The following is a 19151-nucleotide window of genomic DNA, read 5'->3' on the forward strand; positions in this document are numbered from 1 at the left end:
GCCATGGCCCGCGCCGGCCGTGTGATCCCCGAGACGCGCCGCCCCCGCATCCCGGCCCCGCCGCGGCACCACGGCACGGACATGTGCTCTTTTCGCCGGGCTGGGCTATGGTCGGCAGCATGGCGACCTGGGGGCGAAGCGCGCACGGGTCCACCGCCTTCACATCGGTGGTGGGCCTGCTGCTGCTCGCCCTGACACTGGTCGCCCTCACCCCGGCCTGGTACGAGAACGGCCCTGGTGAGCAGTCTTCCGGCGTGGCCACCGACGTGTGGGCGCCCACGGGCTGGATCGTGGAGACGTCGACCACGCCGCCGATGTCCTCTCCCGGCCAGGAGCACCCGCCGGCCCACTGGCTTCGCCACTCACCGGCGCCCGAGATGGCCGCGCCGGCGACGGTCCTCGTCTCCACGTGGCCCGATCCCGATGCGATCCGCAGTCCCCAGCAGACCGCTCATCGCACCGCGGGCTCCCGCAGCCCGCCCCAGGCCTAGCCGGAGCCGGTTCTCCCGCTGACGTGCCGCGATGCGCACGGCGTACCTGGTCACCCGACCGCGTAGCCCGATCCACACGCGTGTCGTCCGCCACGCCCTGTGCTCGCGGCCTCTTCCGCCCGCGCCCGGGGGGCGGCGGGCCAGGAAGGCCGCATCCAACCCTGAGCCGCCAGGTCCCGGATTCCGGCTCACCGTGAACCACAGGTCCGCTGGTCTGAACCAACACGTTTCCGAACGCATCTGAACAGTCAGGTCCGCTGATCTCAACCGACGCGTCCGAACTGTCAGCCGCGCTCACCTGAACCGGGATCCGCCCACCGCGCGATCCTCGGGGCCGGTGGGACCTGCGCGGCATCCGGCTCCTTCAACGTCCGACCGGGCCCGCGTATCACGCGAGGTCCGTACCCCTCCGTACCCCGACTCGCGCCGTGCCGCGCCCGGGGGCCGCCTCAGGCCCCGGGCGGGCGGGCGCCGCCCATCCGTCAAGTGAGGAGTCATGCCGTCATGGCCGAGATCAAGTCCGTGCACAGCCTCATGGAGGATTACCAGCGGCACGTCACGCGGCTGGAGGAGCTCCGCCTGCTGCTGGAGGAACGGCTCGTCGTGGCCAGAGCCGAGCTGCGACGGCTCACCGAGCAGGAGGCCGGGCACGACGGAGCCGCCGCGCCGGGCTCCGAAGGCACACCCGACGGCGCCGGAAACGCCCTGAGCTACTCCAGCGGCTCCGGGACGGCGCCGGGCGATCATGGCGGCTCCGGTAGCGGTGTGGGCGGGCCCCTCCGGCAGGTGCGTCTGCACGTCATCGAGATCGAGTCCGCCATCGAGCGGATGGACCGCGGGCTCTATGGCACCTGCAAGCAGTGTGGAGCGTTCATTCCGCTGAAGGAGTTGCTGCGCGCTCCGCACCAGCAGAGGTGCGCCGCCTGCGGCGAGGCCGAACACGCTCGGTCGACGGCATGAGGGCCGCCGGCGGTCACGCGAGCACCGGTCGTCACGCCGCTCTCGACCTGGGCACCTCCCGCACCCGGACCCTGTTGTCCGGCGACGCCGTGATCGTGGACCAGCCGTCTGCCGTACTGGGCGGCATGGCCAGAGAGAACCCCGACGGCGCGGTCTCGCTGCTCGCGGACATGCTGTGGCCGGTCAGGCACGGAATGGTCAAGGACGGGGCGGCGTGCTCGCGATTGGCCCGCAGGGTGCTGAGCACCAGGGCGCCCTACGACGCCTGGCCGCTGGAGCGCGTCGTGCTCGGGGTTCCTGTGACGGCCTCGGCGCTCGATCGCATGGTCGCGCGTACGGCCGTGAGCACGGCGGCGGGATGCCCGGTCCTGATCGTCGAGGAACCTCTCGCCGCCGCCGTCGGTTGCGGGCTCGACGTCACCGACCCGCGCCCCCGGCTGCTGCTCGACGTCGGCGCGGGAATCATCGAGGCGGTCCTCATCCGGCAGGGCGAGATCTCCGACGCCGGGGCCGTGCAGACCACCGCCGTCCCCGAGCCCGACGACCCGGCGCACGGTGCCGGGCCAGCGCACCACGACGAACCGGCGCACCACGACGGGCCGGCACACCACGACGGATCGGCGCAGCACGGCCAACAGGAGGACGGCGACGAACCGGCGCACGTCCGTGAACGGGTCACGGCGATGGTCGCCGAGCTTCTCGCGCGGCTTCCACCGCATCTGAGGCGAAGCGCGAGGGAGGGAGGCCTCCTCCTCACGGGCGGCGGGGCGAACCGGCCGAAGCTGGCCAGTCATCTCTGTGCGGAGCTTCGCATCGCCGTCAGCACGGCGCCCGAGCCCGCTCACGCGACCGTCAGAGGACTGGCCCGCCTGTGCCTGCCATCCATCTCCGCGTTGATCGCCGGGCAGATGCGATGAGGACCTCAGGAATGGTGCTCGTCCGCGGGTGCTCGCCCGCCACGGGCGAATACGCGCATGAAGGCTTCCCTAAGCAATACGACCTTCTCGAAAGGGGTCCGGAACCATGACGACCAACGGGGAGATGACCCGGCTCAGTGCAGTGCAGACGCGTGTCCTGAGGGAGGAGATGGAGACGCAGCTGGCGTGGCGGACCACCCAGCTGAGCGATCTGAAGTCCTCGATCGAAAACGGCGACGTGCAGGACGCGCGGCAGGAGGTGCTCGCCGACATCGCCGCCACCGGCCGCGTCATCGCGGAGATCCGGCGCGGCCTCGGCAGGGTGGACGACGGAACCTACGGCCGGTGCGCCGGCTGCGGCTCGGGCATCCCGTTCGACCGGTTGAAGATCAGGCCGCTCAGCCGCTACTGCATGGCCTGCCAGCTGCGGCACGAGTCCCGCTGACCGCCTCGGACTCGAACTCCGGCCGAAGCATCCCCCAAATGCCCCTGGCTCACCCGCCCGCCGCACCACAGCGGGCGGACCAGCCAGGGGCGACCCCAAACCGATACCCGCGAAAAGTGCTGTCGTACGGCCGGCGATCGCTAGCATCCGGGCTGTGTCGAAAAGGTCGCTCATCTATTGGTCGCCCGGTCTCCGCGTGCCCGGTGCTCGTGCGCCGCGGATCCTGGCGCTGCTCCTTGCCTCGTTGTGCCTGGTCGCCGCGTGCACCTCGTCCCCGAGTGCCGCCGCCTTGCCCAGCGGGCAGGAGCTCGTGAAGAAGTCCTCGGAGGCGATGCGGTCGGTCAGGACCGTCGCCTTCACGATCGCGACCGAGGGCAAGCCTCCCGTCCCGGTCAAGCACGCCGAGGGCTCGCTGACCAAGGAAGGCGACGCCAAGGGCACGCTCCAGATCGACGTGCTCGGCAACCTCCAGGAGCTCAACTTCGTCCTGACGGGCGACACCGTGTACTTCAAGGGCCCCACCGGCGGATATCAGACGATGACCCGCAAGGAGCTGGCCGGCATCTACGACCCGTCGGCCATCCTCAACCCCGACAAGGGGGTGGCGCATCTGCTCGCCACCGCGTCCGACCCGAGGACCGAGGCCGAGGAGCAGGTCGGCGGCGTGGACGCTTACCGCGTCGCGGTGGCCCTGTCGCAGCAGGTCATCACCGCGCTGGTGCCCGGCGTGAACCAGGGGGTGAACGGGCAGGTGTGGATCGACAAGGCCACGAACCGCCTGCTCAAGGCCGGCCTGCCCATAGGCGGCGGCGCCAACGCGGGCACGGTCGTCGTCACCTTCAGTGACTACGACGCCCCCGTCACGATCACCGCCCCGCCGAAGTAGCCCTGTGATCAACGAGCCGGTGAGGTGACCCTGTGACCAGCCCCTCCAATCCCGTCGCCGGCGCCGCCTCCGCGGAGACGCCCGTGCCCGGGCCGGGCGGCACCCGTCGCGTGGCGCTGGGGGTCGGGGGCACCGCGGTGCTGCTGGCCGCGCTGGACGCCTACGTCGTCGTCACCGTCCTGATCGACATCGCCAAGGACGTGGGGGTGCCGCTCAACCACCTCGAACGTGCCACGCCGGTCGTCACGGGGTTCCTGCTCGGATACATCGCGGCGATGCCCCTGCTCGGGCAGCTCTCCGACCGGTACGGGCGCCGACCGCTGATCCACGCCTGCCTGGCCGGGTTCGCGGCGGGCTCCGCGGTGACGGCGCTCGCGGGGTCGATCCCGATGCTGACGGCCGGCCGTACGCTCCAGGGGATCGCCGGCGGAGCGCTGCTGCCGATCACGATGGCCCTGGTCGGCGACCTGTGGGACGAGCACGCCCGCCCGGTGGCCCTCGGAGCGGTGGGCGCCGCGCAGGAGCTGGGAAGCGTTCTCGGCCCGCTGTACGGCGCCGGGCTGGCGGCCCTGGTCGGATGGCGCGGGATCTTCTGGGTGAACCTCCCCCTCGCGCTCCTCGCGGCGATCGCCGTACACCGCACGGTGCCCCGGCCGCGGCCCATGAGCGGGCCTCGGGCGCGCATCGACGTCGTGGGCGGCCTGCTGCTCGCGCTGGCGCTGGGCCTGCTCGTCGCCGGGCTCTACAACCCCGAGCCTGACAAGGCGGTGCTGCCCTCGTGGGGCGTGCCTGCCATCGCCGCCGGGGTGGTCGCCGCGGTCCTGTTCGTCGGGTGGGAGCTCCGCTCGGAGACCAGGCTCGTGGACATGTCGGGGGTGCTGAAGGGCCCGTTCTTCGCCTCGCTCGCCGCGAGCTTCCTCACCGGCGCCGCGCTGCTGGTCACGCTGGTGGACGTGCAGCTCACGGCGCAGACGCTGCTCGGCGAGGACACCGTGGGCGGGGCGCTGGTGCTGTCGAGGTTCCTGGTGGCGCTGGCCGTCGCGGCCTTCGCCGGGGGCGTGCTGGCCCGCCGGTACGGCGAGCGCGTCGTCGCCGTGGCGGGGCTGGCGGTGGCCTGCGCCGGTTACGCGCTGATCTCCCGGTGGCCCGTCGGCCTGGCCGCCGCTGAGTATCCCCTCGGGCTCCCCCGGGTGGACGTCGACCTCGTCATCGCGGGTCTCGGGCTCGGCGCGGTGATCGCGCCGATCTCCTCGGCGGTGCTCCGGGTGACGCCCGCGGGACGGCACGGGGTGGCCTCGGCCTCGGTCGTGGTGGCCCGCATGATGGGCATGCTGCTCGGCGTCGCGGCGCTCTCCGCCTGGGGCTTCCACCGGTTCCAGTCGCTGACCGCGCACCTGGACACCCCGCTGCCGTTCGGCGTCGAGCCCGCGGAGTACGCCCGGCGCCTCGCGGCGTACACCGCCAAGGTCAGCGAGGCCCTGCACACGGAGTACACCGAGATCTTCCTGCTGACGGCGGTCCTCTGCGGCATCGGCGCGATCGTGGCCCTCGCCCTGCCCCGCCGCTCGGCGTAGTCCCGGGCGAGAACGGCGACGGGACCCCACGAAGGCCATGGGGTCCCGTCAGCGCAAGGGGTTACTTCTTCTTCGGGGCGCCGCGCTTCTCGCGGATGCGCATGGTCACCTCGACCGGAGAGCCGGCGAAGCCGAACTCCTCGCGGAGGCGGCGCTCGATGAAGCGGCGGTAGGTCTCCTCCAGGAAGCCCGAGGTGAACAGCACGAACTTCGGCGGCTCGATCGACGCCTGGGTGGCGAAGAGGATCTTCGGCTGCTTGCCGCTGCGGACGGGCGGGGGCGTGGCCGCCACGAGCTCCGCCAGGAAGGTGTTCAACCGGCCCGTGGACACGCGGGTGCTCCAGGAGTCCAGGGCGCGCTCGATCGCCGGGACGAGCCGCTCGACGTGGCGCCCGGTCTTGGCGGAGATGTTGACGCGCAGGGCCCACGGGACGCGGACGAGCTGGCGGTCGATCTCCCTCTCCAGGTAGTAGCGCCGGTCCTCGTCGACGAGGTCCCACTTGTTGAACGCGACCACCATCGCACGGCCCGACTCGATCACCATGCTGATGATGCGCAGATCCTGCTCGGTGAGCACGTCGGAGGCGTCGATGAGCACCACGGCGACCTCGGACCGCTCCAGGGCGGCCTTGGTGCGCATGCCCGCGTAGAAGTCGGCACCCTGCAGCTCTCGCTCGCGGCGCCTGATGCCCGCGGTGTCGACGAAGCGCCAGGGCTTGCCACCGAGCTGGATCAGCTCGTCGACGGGGTCACGGGTGGTGCCGGCCATCGGGTCGACCAGCACGCGCTCCTCGCCCGCCAGCTTGTTGAGCAGGGAGGACTTGCCGACGTTGGGCTTGCCGACCAGGGCGATGCGGCGGGGACCGCGCTCGGCGCCGAAGCGCTGCGGCGGCGCTTCCGGCATGGCGTTCAGCAGGATGTCGAGCAGGTCGCCACTGGAACGGCCGTGCAGGGCCGAGACCGGCTGCGGCTCGCCGAGCCCGAGCGACCACAGCGAGGTGGCCTCCAGCTCCATGCGCTGGTCGTCGACCTTGTTGGCGGCCAGCACGAGGGGCTTGCCCGAGCGCCGGAGCACCGCGGCCACCGTCTCGTCGGCGTCGGTGACCCCGACCGTCGCGTCCACGACGAAAAGGATCACGTCGGCCAGCTCGACCGCGATCTGCGCCTGCTCGGCGATGCGCAGCGCCATGCCGGTGGCGTCGGGATCCCACCCGCCGGTGTCGACCAGGGTGAACCTGCGGCCTCGCCACGTGCCCTCGTAGGTCACGCGGTCGCGGGTTACGCCCGGGACATCCTCCACCACCGCCTCGCGGCGGCCGATGATGCGGTTGACCAGCGTGGACTTGCCCACGTTGGGACGCCCGACCACGGCCACCACCGGGAGGGGACCGGAATCCGGCTCCTCCTCGGTCGGAACGCCGTCGTCCTCGAATTCCGCGATATGGGCCTCGATCCAGCCGCCCTCGTCGCCGTACTCCCCCGTCACGTCACGTCCGTTTCCATTTGTGCTCACTCATCTCCAGCGGCTCGACGGGGCGGGGCGTCTTACGCCCGCCTCGCGGCGTCACCGGTCAGGTGCGCTCTTTCACAAGTCTCAGGACCTCGGAGACGACCTCTTCGAGGTTGAGCTCCGTGGTGTCGAGCTCGACCGCGTCGGCCGCCATCACCAGAGGATCGGCCTTACGCGTCGAGTCCAGGGTGTCACGGCGGGCCATCTCGGCCTGCTGCGCCTCAACCGTCGTGCCACTCAGCTCGGCGGTGCGGCGACGGGCGCGGGCCTCGGGGCTCGCGGTGAGGTAGACCTTGACCGGCGCTCCGGGGGCCACGACCGTGCCGATGTCCCGGCCCTCGACAACGATATCGCCCTCGCCGATGATGGCGCGCTGCTCGGCGACCAGGCGGCCGCGGACCTCGGGGACCGCGCTGACCGCGCTGACCGCGGAGGTGACCTCGTGGGTGCGGATCTGGACCGCCACGTCGACGCCGTCGACGGTGACGCCGGGCGCCTCGGGGTCGGTGCCGATCACGAGCACGGGCTCGGCGGCCCTGGCGGCGACCGCCGCAGGGTCGGTCACCTCGACGCCGTGCTCGAGCATCCACCACGTGATCGCGCGGTACATCGCCCCGGTGTCGAGATAGCGGAACCCGAGCGCGCGCGCCACTCCGCGCGAGGCGCTCGACTTGCCCGACCCCGAAGGGCCGTCCATGGCGACGACCAGTGCGGTCACGGCATCTCCCTCTGCGTCCCGATTGAGTTGTCCGCAAAGAGGTTACCGGGAAACGTCCACCACCCGGGCATCGTCGCCCCTACGGGACGTGCCATCCGTGCGCGCGGAGGGCCTCGGCGAGAACCTCGGCCGACTCGGGCTGGACGGACAGGTCGGCGGCGCCCAGGAGCAGGCCGGGAGTGTGCTCCAGGCGGACGTCCTCGATGTTGACCCCGGCGTCCTTCGCCGCCTGGAAGAGGCGGGCCAGTTCGCCGGGACGGTCGCCGACGAGCACCTGGACCACGGCGTACGACCTCGGGGGGCCGCCGTGCTTGCCGGGTATGCGGCTCTGACCGGCGTTGCCCCGCTTGAGGAGCTCGGTGACCCTGCCGATGGCCGCGCCGTCGTCGACGGACACGGCTCGCAGGGCCGCCGCCGCGGCCGACAGATCGGTGGCGACGGCCTCGAGGATCTCGGCGACCGGGCGGGCGTTGCCCGACAGGATGACGGTCCACAGGCCGGGGTCTCCCCCGGCGACGCGGGTGACGTCGCGCACCCCCGGCCCGGCGAGGCCGAGCGCGGTCTCGGAGGCGTCGGCCAGGCGGGCGGCCACGGCCGACGCCGCGACGTGCGGGGCGTGCGAGACCAGGGCGACCGCCTCGTCGTGCGCGACCGGGTCGACCTCGACGGCGTTGCCCCCGCACAGCCCGATCAGGGACAGGACGGCCTCGACGGCCTCCGCCGAGGTCTCGGGACCCGGGCAGTACGCCCAGGGGCGGCCGAGGAACACGTCGGCGCGCGCCGCCGCGGGACCTGACCGCTCGCGGCCGGCCAGCGGGTGCCCCGCGATGTAGGTGCTCATGTCGCAGCCGAGATGGGCCGCCTGCGTGATGGGCAGCGCCTTGACGCTGGCCACGTCGGTGTAGAACCGGGCGGCCTCGGTCTTCTGCAGGTCGAACAGCCACTGTGCCACGAACTGGGGCGGCACGGCGATCACGGCCAGGTCGACCCGCTCGGCCCCGGGCGCCCACTCCTCGCCCGCCCCGAGCTCACGCGCGAGCAGGACGGCCCGGGAGTCCTGGTCGGCGAGCTTGACCGTCACCCCGTGCTCCCGCAGGGCGAGGGCGACGGAGGTGCCGATCAGGCCGGTGCCGACGACCAGGACGCTCCGGACACCGGTCGCGTGGTCGCTCACTGGGCGATGTCCACTCTCAGGGCGACGGCCCCGCGGAGATAGACGTGCTGGATCTCGTGGCGGGGCCGGTCGGTCTCCACGTGGGCCATCAGGCGCACCACGCGCGGCAGCGCGCCCGGCACGTCGATCTCGCTCGCGCAGATCAGCGGCACGTCGTGGAAGCCGAGCTTGCGGGCGGCGAGCGCGGGGAACTCCGCGGTGAGGTCGGGCGTGGCCGTGAAGATCACGCTGATCACCTCGTCGGTGGTCAGGCGGTTGCGCTCCATGACCTCGCTGACCAGCTCGGTCACCGCGACGAGGATCGCCTCACGATCATTGGAGTCGATTTGGGTGGCACCCCGGATTGCCCGCACCATGTCATCCCCTTCTGACCCAGCCGCCCCACGCAAGCCTGGCTTTTCGGACAGATTACATTCCCACGACGGCGTAAAGGTCGCCAACCTCCTTGAGCGTGAGCGACCGCACCGTGCCCGGCTTGAGCCGTCCCAGCTTGACCGGCCCGAACTCGATGCGGGCCAGGTCGATCACGGAGTGGCCTTCCTGCTCCAGCATCCGCCGGACGACGTGCTTGCGGCCCTCGTGGAGCACGATCTCGACCAGCGCCTGCTGGCCGTGCTCCTGGACGATCTTGAAGTCGTCGGCCTTGACGACGCCGTCCTCCAGCTCGACGCCGCTCTTCAGGCGGCGGGCCAGGTCGCGCGGGATCGGCCCGGGCACCTTGGCCCAGTACTTCTTCTGCACGCCGAAGCTGGGGTGGGTGAGCCGGTGGGCCAGCTCGCCGTCGTTGGTCAGGATGATCAGGCCCTCGGTCTCGGTGTCGAGACGCCCGACGTGGAAGAGCCGCTCGGTGCGGTCGGCCACGTAGTCGGACAGGGCGGGGCGCCCCTCGGGGTCGGACATCGTGCTGACGACGCCGATCGGCTTGTTGATCGCGAAGTAGACGAGGTCGGGCGCGGTCGGGATGCGCTTGCCGTCGACGTGGATCACCTGCTTGGCGGGGTCGACCCGGGCGCCGAACCTGCGCACGACCTGGCCGTCCACGGTGACGCGGCCCTCGCCGATCATCTCCTCGCACGTGCGGCGGGCCGCCACGCCCGCCTGGGCGAGGACCTTCTGCAGGCGGATGCCGTCCGGCACCTCGGTGGTGTCGCGCTCGTCGGCGTAGTCGGAGGGGAAGAAGTCGGGGTCGCGCAGCGGCTGCCGGGAGGTCTTGAAGGCCGCCGGGCGCTCGGGACGGGCCGCCTGGCCGCGCCCCGCGAAGCCCCCACCGCGGGCCGCGGGGGCTCCCCCGCGCGTCGCCTTGCCCCGGCCGGCCGCGGCCCCGCCGCGACCCTCCTGGCCACCCGAACGGCCCGCCTGGCCGCCCGTACGGCCCGGCCTGCCACCGGCGCCCGGCTCCGGACGGCCGTACCTGCCGCGGGAGGGACTCTCCGTGCGCCCGATGGTCTGCACCTCGTCGCGCCGGTCACCCCGGTCGTAGCCGCCACGGGAGCCGCTCCTGGAGTCGCCCGAGTAGCGGCCCTCCTCGCGGACCGGACGGTCGCGGCCGGTCTCGTCCCTGCCGTACCGCTCGCGGGAGCCGCCCCGGCCGGCGCGGAAGGCGCCTCTGTCGTCGTCGCGGGAGAAGGTGGGGCGGTCGCCGCCGGAGAAGCCGCCACGGTCACCACGGTCGCCACGGTCACCACGGGAAGAACCCGCCCGGTCGCGGAAGGACCCGCCGCGGTCGTCGCGGAAGGACTCACGGCGGTCGCCGCCGGGAGAGCCCGCGCGGTCGTCGCGGAAGGAGCCTCGGCGCTCGTCGCCGCCGGGAGCGGAGTACCGCTCGCGTGAGCCGCCCCGGCCCGCGCGGAAGGAACCCCTGTCGTCGTCGCGGGAGAAGGTGGGGCGGTCGCCGCCGGACGGGCCCGCGCGGAACGAGCCCCCTCGGTCGCCGTACGAACCGCCACGGGACGAGCCCGCCCGGTCACCGGACGAACCGCCACGGGACGGACGGTCACCATACGAACCACCGCGGGACGGACGGTCACCGTACGAACCACTGCGGGACGGACGGTCGCCGGACGGACGGTCGCCGTACGAACCGCCGCGGTCGCCGCCGGGAGAGCCCGCGCGGTCGTCGCGGAAGGAGCCTCGGCGGTCGTCGCCGCCGGGCCTGCCGTAACGTCCCCTCGAACTCTGGGAAGAGGAGGCGGAGCCGCGGTCGTAGGCTCCGCGATCGGACGCGCCGGAACGCTCGTCGGAGCGGAAGGCGTCGCGGCGGTCGCTCCCGCCGCGGGACGCGCCCCAGGAGCCGCCCTGAGCGCCTCCTCGCGGGCCGCCACCGCCACGGAAGCCGCCGGAGCCACCTCGGGACCCGGCACCTCCCCTCGCGCCTGAGGCACCGCCTGCGGCGCCGCCGCGTCCTCGACCGCGTCCATCACCGGACGGGGTACCACGCCTGTTGTTCACTTCGGTTGCTCCTCTAGGTTTTCCACGTCGTCGGGGAGGAACGGGGCGAGCGCGGGGAGCTCTTCGAGACTCCGCAGCCCCAGCCTCTCCAGGAAGTACGAACTCGTGCGGTAGAGCATCGCCTGGCTCTCGGGGTCGGTGCCGGCCTCCTCGACCAGCCCGCGCGCCGTCAGCGTGCGCATGACGCCGTCGCTGTTGACGCCCCGGACGGCGGCGACCCTGGCCCTGCTCACCGGCTGGCGGTAGGCCACGACCGCGAGGGTCTCGAGGGCGGCCTGCGTCAGCCTGGTCTGCTGCCCGTCACGGACGAACCGCTCGACCAGGGCGGCGCACTCGGCCCGCGTGTACAGACGCCAGCCTCCGGCGACCTCCCGGAGATCGAAACCCCGCCCCGCGGCGGTGTATTCCGCCGACAGCGCCGTCAGCGCCTCGGCGATCTCTCGCGAGGGGCGCTCGAGCACCTGGGCCAGGGTGACCTCGGCGACCGGCTCGTCGACCACGAGCAGGATCGCCTCAAGAGCCGCCCGCAGGCTCGGCTCGGCCTCGGCGGTCTCGCCGGCGACCTCGGGGTCCCCGGTGTCCTCGCTGCCCTCAGGACTCATCGGCTGCATCTTCGCTCTCTCGGCTGCCGGTGCCCGGTGGGCCCGGCCGGCTCTCATGGCCCTCCGGGACGTCGTCGCCCAGGGAGCCCTCTTCGTAGTCGTCGGCCACCGCGATGTCTCCGTCGTCGGCACCGGTCCAGGTCACGTGCAGATCCCCGAGCGGCTCGATCTGCTCGAAGGAGACCGCGGCCTCCCGGAAGAGCTCCAGGACCGCGAGGAAGCGTGCGATGACCTCGAAGGTGCCCGCGCAGTCGGCGGTCAGGGCCCGGAACGTGGCCGTGCGCATGCGCCGGAGCCGTGCAACCAGGATAGCCGCTTGCTCGCGGACGTTGGCGACCGGCTGATAGATGTGGGCGGTGGAGACCGACGGCGGGAGCTTCGGCGTGAAGACCCGGGCGGCGATGCGGGCCAGGCGATCAGGGCCGATGCCGAGCACCAGCTCGGGCAGCAGGCCGGCGAACCGCGGCTCCATCGGCACCACGCGAGGGAAGCGCAGCGCCTCCTCGGCCATGCGGCCCGCGAAGACCTTCGCCACCTCCTTGTAGGCGCGGTACTGCAGGAGGCGGGCGAACAGCAGGTCACGGGCCTCCAGCAGGGCAAGGTCCTCCTCGTCCTCCACCTCGCCGGTGGGCAGGAGCCTCGCGGCCTTCAGGTCGAGCAGCGTGGCCGCGACGAGCAGGAAGTGGCTCGCCAGGTCGAGATCCCACTCGGGGCCCATCGAGCGGATGTGGGCGATGAACTCGTCGGTCACCTGGTGCAGCGACACCTCGGTGATGTCGAGCTTGTGCTTGGAGATCAGCCCGAGCAACAGGTCGAACGGCCCCTCGAAGACCTCCAGGTGCACCTGGAAGGCCTCGGGCCGCGCCTGGCCGGTGGCGGACTGATCGGTCACCGCCCCATTGTCGCGCACGTCGGCGCGGTGGCGCTCAGTCGTCCTGCGACCACCGGGCGAGGACCTCGCGGGCCAGCTCGCGGTAGGCGGTGGCGCCCATGGACGCCGGGTCGAACTGGGTGATCGGCTCGCCGGCCAGCGTTGCGTCGGGGAACCGGACGGTGCGGTTGATCACCGTGTGGAAGACCTTGTCGCCGAAGCCCTGCATGATCGTGGCGAGGACCTCCCGCGCGTGGAGCGTGCGCGGGTCGTACATGGTGGCCAGGATGCCGTCGATCTCGAGGTTCTTGTTGAGCCGCTCCTGGACCTTGGTGATCGACTCCATCAGCAGGGCGACGCCGCGCAGCGCGAAGAACTCGCACTCGAGGGGCACCATCACGCTGTGGGCGCAGGTCAGGGCGTTGACCGCCAGCAGGCCGAGGGACGGCTGGCAGTCGATGAGGCAGATGTCGTAGTGGGGAAGCAGCGGCTCCAGCGACCGGCCCAGGGCGTACTCCCTGGCGACCTCGTTGACGAGCCTGATCTCCGCGCCGGACAGGAATATGTTGCTGGGCAGCAGATCCATGCCCTCGACGCTGGTGCTGAGCAGCACGTCCTCGGCGGTGACGTCCGGCTCTTCCATGATCAGGTCGTAGACGGTCGACTCCAGCGGGCGGGGGTCGATGCCCAGGCCCACCGAAAGGGCGCCCTGCGGGTCGAAGTCGACCAGCAGCACCCGCTGGCCGCACTCGGCGAGCGAGGCCCCGAGGTTGATCGTCGTGGTGGTCTTGCCGACGCCGCCCTTTTGGTTGACCATCGCCACGACCCGCGCGGGACCGTGCGTGGTGGGGGCTACCGGGTCGGGGAAGACAGGGCGCGGACGCCCGGTTGGACCCAGAATGCCCTCGTTCCTGGTTTCGCCCCAGGATGCGTCGGGCGCACCGGGGACCTCCCGGATAGAAGCGTCTGTGGTCGCAGTCACCAGCTTGAACCTCCCTGACGGCCCCGAACCGGACCGTCCGGACGGACACTATGGGGTCGGCACGTATGCGGCAAGGCGACGCGCCCTAGAGCTATGAAGTTGGATGCCGAGCCCGGGAATGGGCCGCCGCGTACGCCTCACGGAGCCTGTCGACGCCGACCAGCGTGTAGACCTGGGTGGTCGCCACCGAGGCATGGCCGAGCAGTTCCTGGACAACCCTAACGTCAGCTCCTCCGTCGAGGAGGTGAGTTGCGAACGAATGGCGCAACATATGCGGGGAAACCCCGGCCAGGCCCGCCCGTTCAGCGGCCGACTGGAGCACCTCCCAGGCCCCCTGGCGGGTGAGGCGCCCGCCACGGGCGTTCAGGAACAGGGCCGCGGTGCCGCGCCCGTGCGCGGAGATGAGCGGGCGCGCGCACGCCAGGTACGCCCCGAGGGCCTCGCGGGCGAACCTCCCGAGGGGGACGACCCGCGTGCGCCCGCCCTTGCCGCGCAGCCGCACGTTCTCGGCCTCGACGTCCTCCACGGTGAGCCCGACGGCCTCGGAGATGCGCGCGCCGGTGCCGTAGAGCACCTCCAGCAGGGCCCGGTTGCGGTGGGTGAGCGGCGCGTCCTCCGGGCCGGCGGCGGCGATGAGCCGCTCCACCTCGGCCACCCCGATGGCCTTGGGCGGGTGGCGCAGCCTGCTGGGCGGGTGCACCTCGTGGGCGGGATCGTGCGCCGAGACCCCCTCGCGTACCGCGAACCGGTGGAGGCCGCGCACTGCCGAGACGGCCCTGGCGGCCGAGCTGGCCACCAGGGCGGGGTGATGCTCGTCGCCCTCACGCAGGGCGGTGAGGAACGCCAGGACGTCGGCCTCCGCCACGTCGGAGAGGGTCACGCACCCGCGCGAGCGCAGGTGGCGGAGGTAGCGGCTGAGGTCACGCCGGTAGGAGGCGAGCGTGTTGGCCGCCAGCCCCCGCTCCACCGACAGGTGGGCGAGGTATCCGGCGAGCACGGCCTCGTTGTCGGCGTAGGGGCTCAGGACGGGGACCTCCTGTCAGGCCTCCTCGGCGTCGGCGGGACGCAGGGCGGCGAAACCGTCCGACAAAGCGGCGTACGCGGCGAGAATACCCGCGACGGCCGGTGAATTGTGGATCATTCCCGCCAGCACCCTGTTCACCCCTTCTGCCAGGGGTATCCACACAACCGGCATGTCGAACTCCTCGTGCCGCCGCACGAACCCGTTCTCCTCTTCGGGGATCTCCGAGAGGTCGCGGGCGAGGAAGACGCGGATGCGCTCGCCGGTCATGCCGGGCGAGCTGTAGACGTCGACCAGGGTGTGCCAGGTCGCCGCCCGGTAGCCCGCCTCCTCGGCCAGCTCGCGCGCGGCGCATTCGACCAGCGGCTCGCCCGGGATGTCGCGGATGCCCGCAGGCAGCTCCCAGAGCAGCCTGCGCACCGGGTGCCGGTACTGGCGCAGCAGCAGCACCCGGTCGTCCTCGTCCAGCGCCACCACGGCGACGGCGCCGGGATGGACGACGTAGTCGCGGTCGGCGACCTCGTCCCCCGGCATGCGCACGGTCTCGGTGCGCACCGAGATCACGTGGCCCCTGAACCGCTCCTTGGAGTCGAGCACCTCCCAGGAGTCCGGCACGTCGCGGACGTCCTCCGCCGTCAGCCCCCTGGCGGCGGGACCCTGGCCCGAGGCGCTCACGCGCCCCTCCCGGCCTTGGTCACGCTCTCGCGCACGTCGGCGTACGTCAGCGCGGCCTCGATGAGGCCACTGAACAGCGGGTGCGCCCGGGTGGGACGGGAGCGGAACTCCGGGTGCGCCTGGGTGCCCACGAAGAACGGGTGGACCTCGGGGTCCAGCTCGGCGTACTCGACCAGGCGGCCGTCGGGCGACAGGCCGGAGAAGACCATGCCGACCTCCTCCAGCCGCTCGCGGTAGGCGTTGCCGACCTCGTAGCGGTGGCGGTGGCGCTCGTCGGCGCTCCCGGAGCCGTACAGCCGCCGGACGATCGAGCCCTCGGCCAGCCTGGCCGGGTAGAGGCCGAGCCGCATGGTGCCGCCCATGTCGCGCTCGCCCGCCACGACGTCCTCCTGGTCGGCCATGGTGGAGATCACCGGGTCGACCGTGTCGGGGTCGAACTCGGTGCTGTTGGCCTGCTCGATGCCGGCGAGGTTGCGGGCGGCGTCGATGACCATGCACTGCATGCCGAGGCAGATGCCGAGCAGTGGGATCTGCCGCTCGCGTGCGTGCCGGATCGCGCCGACCTTGCCGTCGATGCCCCGTACCCCGAACCCGCCGGGGATGAGCACGCCGTCCACGCCGTCGAGCTCGCGCGCGGCGCCCTCGACGGTCTCGCAGTCGTCGCTCTTGACCCAGCGGATGTTGACGCGGGCGTCGCAGGCGAAGCCGCCCGCGCGCAGCGCCTCGGTGACGGAGAGGTAGGCGTCGGGCAGGTCGATGTACTTGCCGACCAGCGCGATCGTGACCTCCTTGGCCGGGCGGTGCACCCGGCGCAGGAGCTGGTCCCACTCGTGCCAGTCGACGTCGCGGAAGGGCAGGCCGAGGCGCCTTATGACGTAGGCGTCCAGGCCCTCGGAGTGCAGCACCTTGGGGATGTCGTAGATGCTGGGGGCGTCCATCGCCGAGACGACGGCGTCCTCGTCGACGTCGCACATCAGGCTGATCTTGCGCTTCAGCGAGGTGGTGATGGGCCGGTCCGAGCGGCAGACGATGGCGTCCGGCTGGATGCCGATGCTGCGCAGGGCGGCGACCGAGTGCTGGGTGGGCTTGGTCTTCAGCTCGCCGCTCGGGCCGATGTACGGCAGGAGCGAGACGTGCAGGAAGAAGACGTTGTCGCGGCCGACCTCGTGACGGACCTGGCGTACCGCCTCCAGGAACGGAAGCGACTCGATGTCGCCCACGGTGCCGCCGACCTCGGTGATGACCACGTCCACCTCGGGACCGGCCATGCCGCGGATGCGGTCCTTGATCTCGTTGGTGATGTGGGGGATCACCTGCACGGTGTCGCCGAGGTACTCGCCGCGCCGCTCCTTGGCGATGACGTTCGAGTAGACCTGGCCGGTGGTGACGTTGGCGGAGCCGTGCAGCTCGGTGTCGAGGAATCGCTCGTAGTGGCCGACGTCGAGGTCGGTCTCGGCTCCGTCGTCTGTGACGAAGACCTCACCGTGCTGGAACGGGTTCATCGTCCCGGGGTCGACGTTGAGGTAGGGGTCCAGCTTCTGCATGGTGACCCGCAGGCCGCGAAGCTTCAGAAGGCGCCCCAGGCTTGAGGCTGTGAGCCCTTTGCCGAGACTGGAGGCAACGCCTCCGGTGACGAACAGATGCTTGGTGTTTGCGGCGCTGCGCAAGGAGGGTCTCCCGTGGTCCGTTGTGATCGTGGCCGTCCCGACGGGCGACCGCGTGTCCACGGGCTCTCAGAATATCAAAGGACGCTTGCGAAGTGCCCGAACATCCCCCGGGCGTCCGTTCCCAGCATCCTAACCACGGAGTAACTTTTCCGGTTATGTCACCCCGTGATGCACTACGCCGGATGTTGGGCGGTCTTATCCACCGTTTCTGGGCCGCGATCCGCGCGACCGGCGCGGTCACCCCCAAGACCCCGGCCGGGTACCGGTTCCGCCACCTCGGCGAGGGTACATGCCTGTCCTTCCCCCAGGGGGCGATCTTCGGAGAGGCGTGGATCGAGATCGGCGACCACACGCTGGTCGGCGAGCGCGTCTCCATCTCGGCGGGGATGGGACCGGGCGTCGACCTCGGCCCGGACTCCATCGTCCGCATCGGCGGGGGCTGCTCGATCGGCAGGGGCAGCCACATCGTGGGCCACCAGTCCATCGACATCGGCGACGACGTCTTCACGGGCCCCTACGTCTACATCACCGACCAGAACCACGTGTACGACGACCCCGAGATGCCCATCGGCCGCCAGTGGCCGCGCAACAACCCGGTGGCCATCGGCGCGGGCTCCTGGCTCGGCGCCGGCGCGATCATCCTGCCCGGCACGCGCATCGGCAGGCAGTCGGTCGTCGCGGGCGGCGCCGTCGTTCGCGGCGAGTTCCCCGACCACTGCGTCATCGCCGGCGTCCCCGCGAAGGTCGTCCGCCGGTACTCGCCGGAGGAGGGCTGGCACGTTCCGGTTTCGGACGGAGAGCCGAGCGAGGAGCCGCACGGGGAGCCGAGCCCGCTTGGAGCGCTCGTGCCCGGAGCCTGACCGTCCTGCGCCGGATCCCCTTGCAACCCGACCGCCTTCGAGCCCGACCGCGTTCGAGCCTCGCTGTCCGGGGCGGGACAGCCGCCGCCGGTGATCTGGACCGCGCCGCGCCCCGCGGGCTACGGTCACGGCATGCGGACGGCGATCTGTGAGAGGTTCGGGGTCGAGTTCCCTCTGTTCGCGTTCAGCCGCTGCAGCGACGTGGTCGCGGCGGTCACCAACGCGGGCGGGTTCGGCGTGCTCGGCGCCGTCGCCTACTCCCCCGAGCAGCTCGACCGCGAGCTGTCCTGGCTCGACAGGCAGGTGCGCGGCAGGCCGTACGGGGTGGACGTGCTGGTCCCCGGGAAGATCGACCGGTCGGTCTCCGAGCCCGGCGCCCGCCTCCTGGACTTCATCCCCGAGGTCCACCGCGACTTCGTCGCCCACCTGTTCTCCAAGTACGGGGTGAGCTCGGACAAGACGTTCAAGGCGGGGCAGGCCGGGCCGCCCGCGCCGATGGCCGACGAGATCGGGCGCAGGGTCACGCACTCGGGCGCCACGGGGCTCATCGACGTCGCCCTGCGGCATCCCATCGGCCTGATCGCCGGCGCGCTCGGCACGCCGCCGCCCGTCATGGTCGACAGGGCGCGGGCCGCGGGCGTCCCGGTGGCCGCGCTGGTCGGCACGGTCGAGCACGCCCGGCGGCAGGTGGCCGCCGGGGCCGACCTGATCGTCGCCCAGGGCACCGAGGCCGGCGGCCACACCGGCGAGGTGTCCACGATGGTGCTGGTCCCCCAGGTCGTCGACGCAGTAGCGCCCCTGCCGGTGCTCGCGGCCGGCGGCATCGCGAGCGGGCGGCAGATGGCCGCCGCCATGGCGCTCGGCGCCGAGGGCGTGTGGTGCGGCTCGGTCTGGCTCACCACCGAGGAGGCCGAGACGCCCCCGGTGGTCAAGCGCAAGATGCTCGACGCCACCTCGCTCGACACCGTGCGCTCCCGGTCGCGTACGGGCAAGCCGGCCAGGCAGCTCGTGTCGGCCTGGACCACCGAGTGGGACGAGGCCACCGAGAGCCCCGGGGCGCTGCCGATGCCCCTGCAGATGCTGCTCGCCGAGGGCGCGCTCGCCCGCATCGGGAAGGCCGCGGAGAGCGGCGAGCCGGGCGCCCGCGAGCTGGCGAACTACTTCGTCGGCCAGGTGGTCGGCCAGCTGAACCAGGTCAAGCCGGCCAGCCAGGTCGTGTACGAGATGATCGAGGAGTTCACCTCGGCGGTCGAACGCGTGAGCGAGATCACCCGATCCTGATTGGTCCGGGGAACGCAGGGCATCTGCTCCTTCGTCTTCTTCTTCAGGAAGCAAGGACTGTGGAGGTGC

19 protein-coding genes are annotated in these 19151 nt (G+C 72.0%); 8 read left to right on the forward strand and 11 right to left on the reverse strand.

Annotated elements, in window-relative coordinates; all coding sequences use genetic code 11:
* Positions 1–119 precede the first annotated feature (119 nt).
* The 6 genes from ACOZ38_RS30240 to ACOZ38_RS30265 all read left to right on the forward strand — a co-directional run bounded on the left by ACOZ38_RS30240 (position 120) and on the right by ACOZ38_RS30265 (position 5273).
* Entirely contained in the window at positions 120–491 is a 372-nt protein-coding gene (locus tag ACOZ38_RS30240) for a hypothetical protein (RefSeq protein ID WP_424534542.1), read from the forward strand.
* A 504-nt stretch (positions 492–995) separates the two neighbouring features.
* A complete protein-coding gene (locus ACOZ38_RS30245) occupies positions 996–1451 on the forward strand; it encodes a TraR/DksA family transcriptional regulator (protein WP_424534543.1) in 456 nt (151 codons plus the stop codon).
* Positions 1448–2368 carry a rod shape-determining protein gene (locus ACOZ38_RS30250; RefSeq protein ID WP_424534544.1) on the forward strand — a complete coding sequence of 307 codons (921 nt, stop codon included), beginning with the start codon at positions 1448–1450 and terminating at the stop codon, positions 2366–2368. The genes ACOZ38_RS30245 and ACOZ38_RS30250 overlap by 4 nt, the downstream gene beginning before the upstream one ends.
* Before the next feature lie 106 nt (positions 2369–2474).
* Positions 2475–2813, forward strand: a complete 339-nt coding sequence (locus ACOZ38_RS30255) for a TraR/DksA family transcriptional regulator (RefSeq protein WP_424534545.1) — start codon at positions 2475–2477, stop codon at positions 2811–2813.
* Positions 2814–2967: 154 nt separating this feature from the next.
* Entirely contained in the window at positions 2968–3699 is a 732-nt protein-coding gene (locus ACOZ38_RS30260) for an LppX_LprAFG lipoprotein (RefSeq protein WP_424534546.1), read from the forward strand.
* A gap of 32 nt (positions 3700–3731) precedes the next feature.
* Complete coding sequence (locus ACOZ38_RS30265) at positions 3732–5273, forward strand: MFS transporter (RefSeq protein WP_424534547.1); 1542 nt, start codon at positions 3732–3734, stop codon at positions 5271–5273.
* Positions 5274–5334: 61 nt separating this feature from the next.
* Here the strand turns inward: ACOZ38_RS30265 and der are convergent, their stop codons facing one another.
* The 11 genes from der to ACOZ38_RS30320 all read right to left on the reverse strand — a co-directional run bounded on the left by der (position 5335) and on the right by ACOZ38_RS30320 (position 16941).
* Positions 5335–6786: a ribosome biogenesis GTPase Der gene (gene der, locus ACOZ38_RS30270; RefSeq protein WP_405151503.1), complete on the reverse strand. Its 1452-nt coding sequence runs from the start codon at positions 6784–6786 to the stop codon at positions 5335–5337.
* A 58-nt stretch (positions 6787–6844) separates the two neighbouring features.
* On the reverse strand, positions 6845–7480 hold the full coding sequence (gene cmk / locus ACOZ38_RS30275) for a (d)CMP kinase (RefSeq protein ID WP_405152085.1): 636 nt from the start codon (positions 7478–7480) through the stop codon (positions 6845–6847).
* Positions 7481–7580: 100 nt separating this feature from the next.
* Positions 7581–8675 (reverse strand): prephenate dehydrogenase, encoded by a 1095-nt coding sequence (locus ACOZ38_RS30280; protein ID WP_424534548.1) that lies wholly within the window; start codon positions 8673–8675, stop codon positions 7581–7583.
* A complete protein-coding gene (gene aroH / locus ACOZ38_RS30285) occupies positions 8672–9031 on the reverse strand; it encodes a chorismate mutase (protein ID WP_405151505.1) in 360 nt (119 codons plus the stop codon). Before aroH ends, ACOZ38_RS30280 begins: the two co-directional genes overlap by 4 nt.
* Positions 9032–9083: 52 nt before the next feature.
* Complete coding sequence (locus ACOZ38_RS30290; RefSeq protein WP_424534549.1) at positions 9084–11123, reverse strand: pseudouridine synthase; 2040 nt, start codon at positions 11121–11123, stop codon at positions 9084–9086.
* Positions 11120–11725 (reverse strand): SMC-Scp complex subunit ScpB, encoded by a 606-nt coding sequence (gene scpB / locus ACOZ38_RS30295; RefSeq protein ID WP_424534550.1) that lies wholly within the window; start codon positions 11723–11725, stop codon positions 11120–11122. The genes ACOZ38_RS30290 and scpB overlap by 4 nt, the downstream gene beginning before the upstream one ends.
* Positions 11715–12617 (reverse strand): segregation and condensation protein A, encoded by a 903-nt coding sequence (locus tag ACOZ38_RS30300; protein WP_424534551.1) that lies wholly within the window; start codon positions 12615–12617, stop codon positions 11715–11717. The genes scpB and ACOZ38_RS30300 overlap by 11 nt, the downstream gene beginning before the upstream one ends.
* Before the next feature lie 34 nt (positions 12618–12651).
* Positions 12652–13578, reverse strand: coding sequence for a ParA family protein (locus ACOZ38_RS30305; RefSeq protein WP_405151511.1), 927 nt, complete (start codon positions 13576–13578; stop codon positions 12652–12654).
* A 91-nt stretch (positions 13579–13669) separates the two neighbouring features.
* On the reverse strand, positions 13670–14575 hold the full coding sequence (locus ACOZ38_RS30310; RefSeq protein WP_405151512.1) for a site-specific tyrosine recombinase XerD: 906 nt from the start codon (positions 14573–14575) through the stop codon (positions 13670–13672).
* Positions 14576–14617: 42 nt separating this feature from the next.
* Positions 14618–15274, reverse strand: a complete 657-nt coding sequence (locus tag ACOZ38_RS30315; protein WP_424534552.1) for an NUDIX domain-containing protein — start codon at positions 15272–15274, stop codon at positions 14618–14620.
* Positions 15271–16941 (reverse strand): CTP synthase, encoded by a 1671-nt coding sequence (locus ACOZ38_RS30320; protein WP_424534553.1) that lies wholly within the window; start codon positions 16939–16941, stop codon positions 15271–15273. The genes ACOZ38_RS30315 and ACOZ38_RS30320 overlap by 4 nt, the downstream gene beginning before the upstream one ends.
* Positions 16942–17123: 182 nt before the next feature.
* Between ACOZ38_RS30320 and ACOZ38_RS30325 the strand changes: the two genes are divergently transcribed.
* Entirely contained in the window at positions 17124–17801 is a 678-nt protein-coding gene (locus ACOZ38_RS30325; protein ID WP_424534554.1) for an acyltransferase, read from the forward strand.
* Between the two features lie 132 nt (positions 17802–17933).
* The gene (locus ACOZ38_RS30330; RefSeq protein WP_424534555.1) at positions 17934–19082 is read left to right on the forward strand and encodes an NAD(P)H-dependent flavin oxidoreductase; all 1149 of its coding nucleotides are present in this window, start codon (positions 17934–17936) and stop codon (positions 19080–19082) included.
* The last annotated feature ends 69 nt before the right edge of the window (positions 19083–19151 follow it).

Source organism: Sphaerisporangium viridialbum, from assembly GCF_049674955.1.
GTDB lineage: Bacteria > Actinomycetota > Actinomycetes > Streptosporangiales > Streptosporangiaceae > Sphaerisporangium > Sphaerisporangium viridialbum.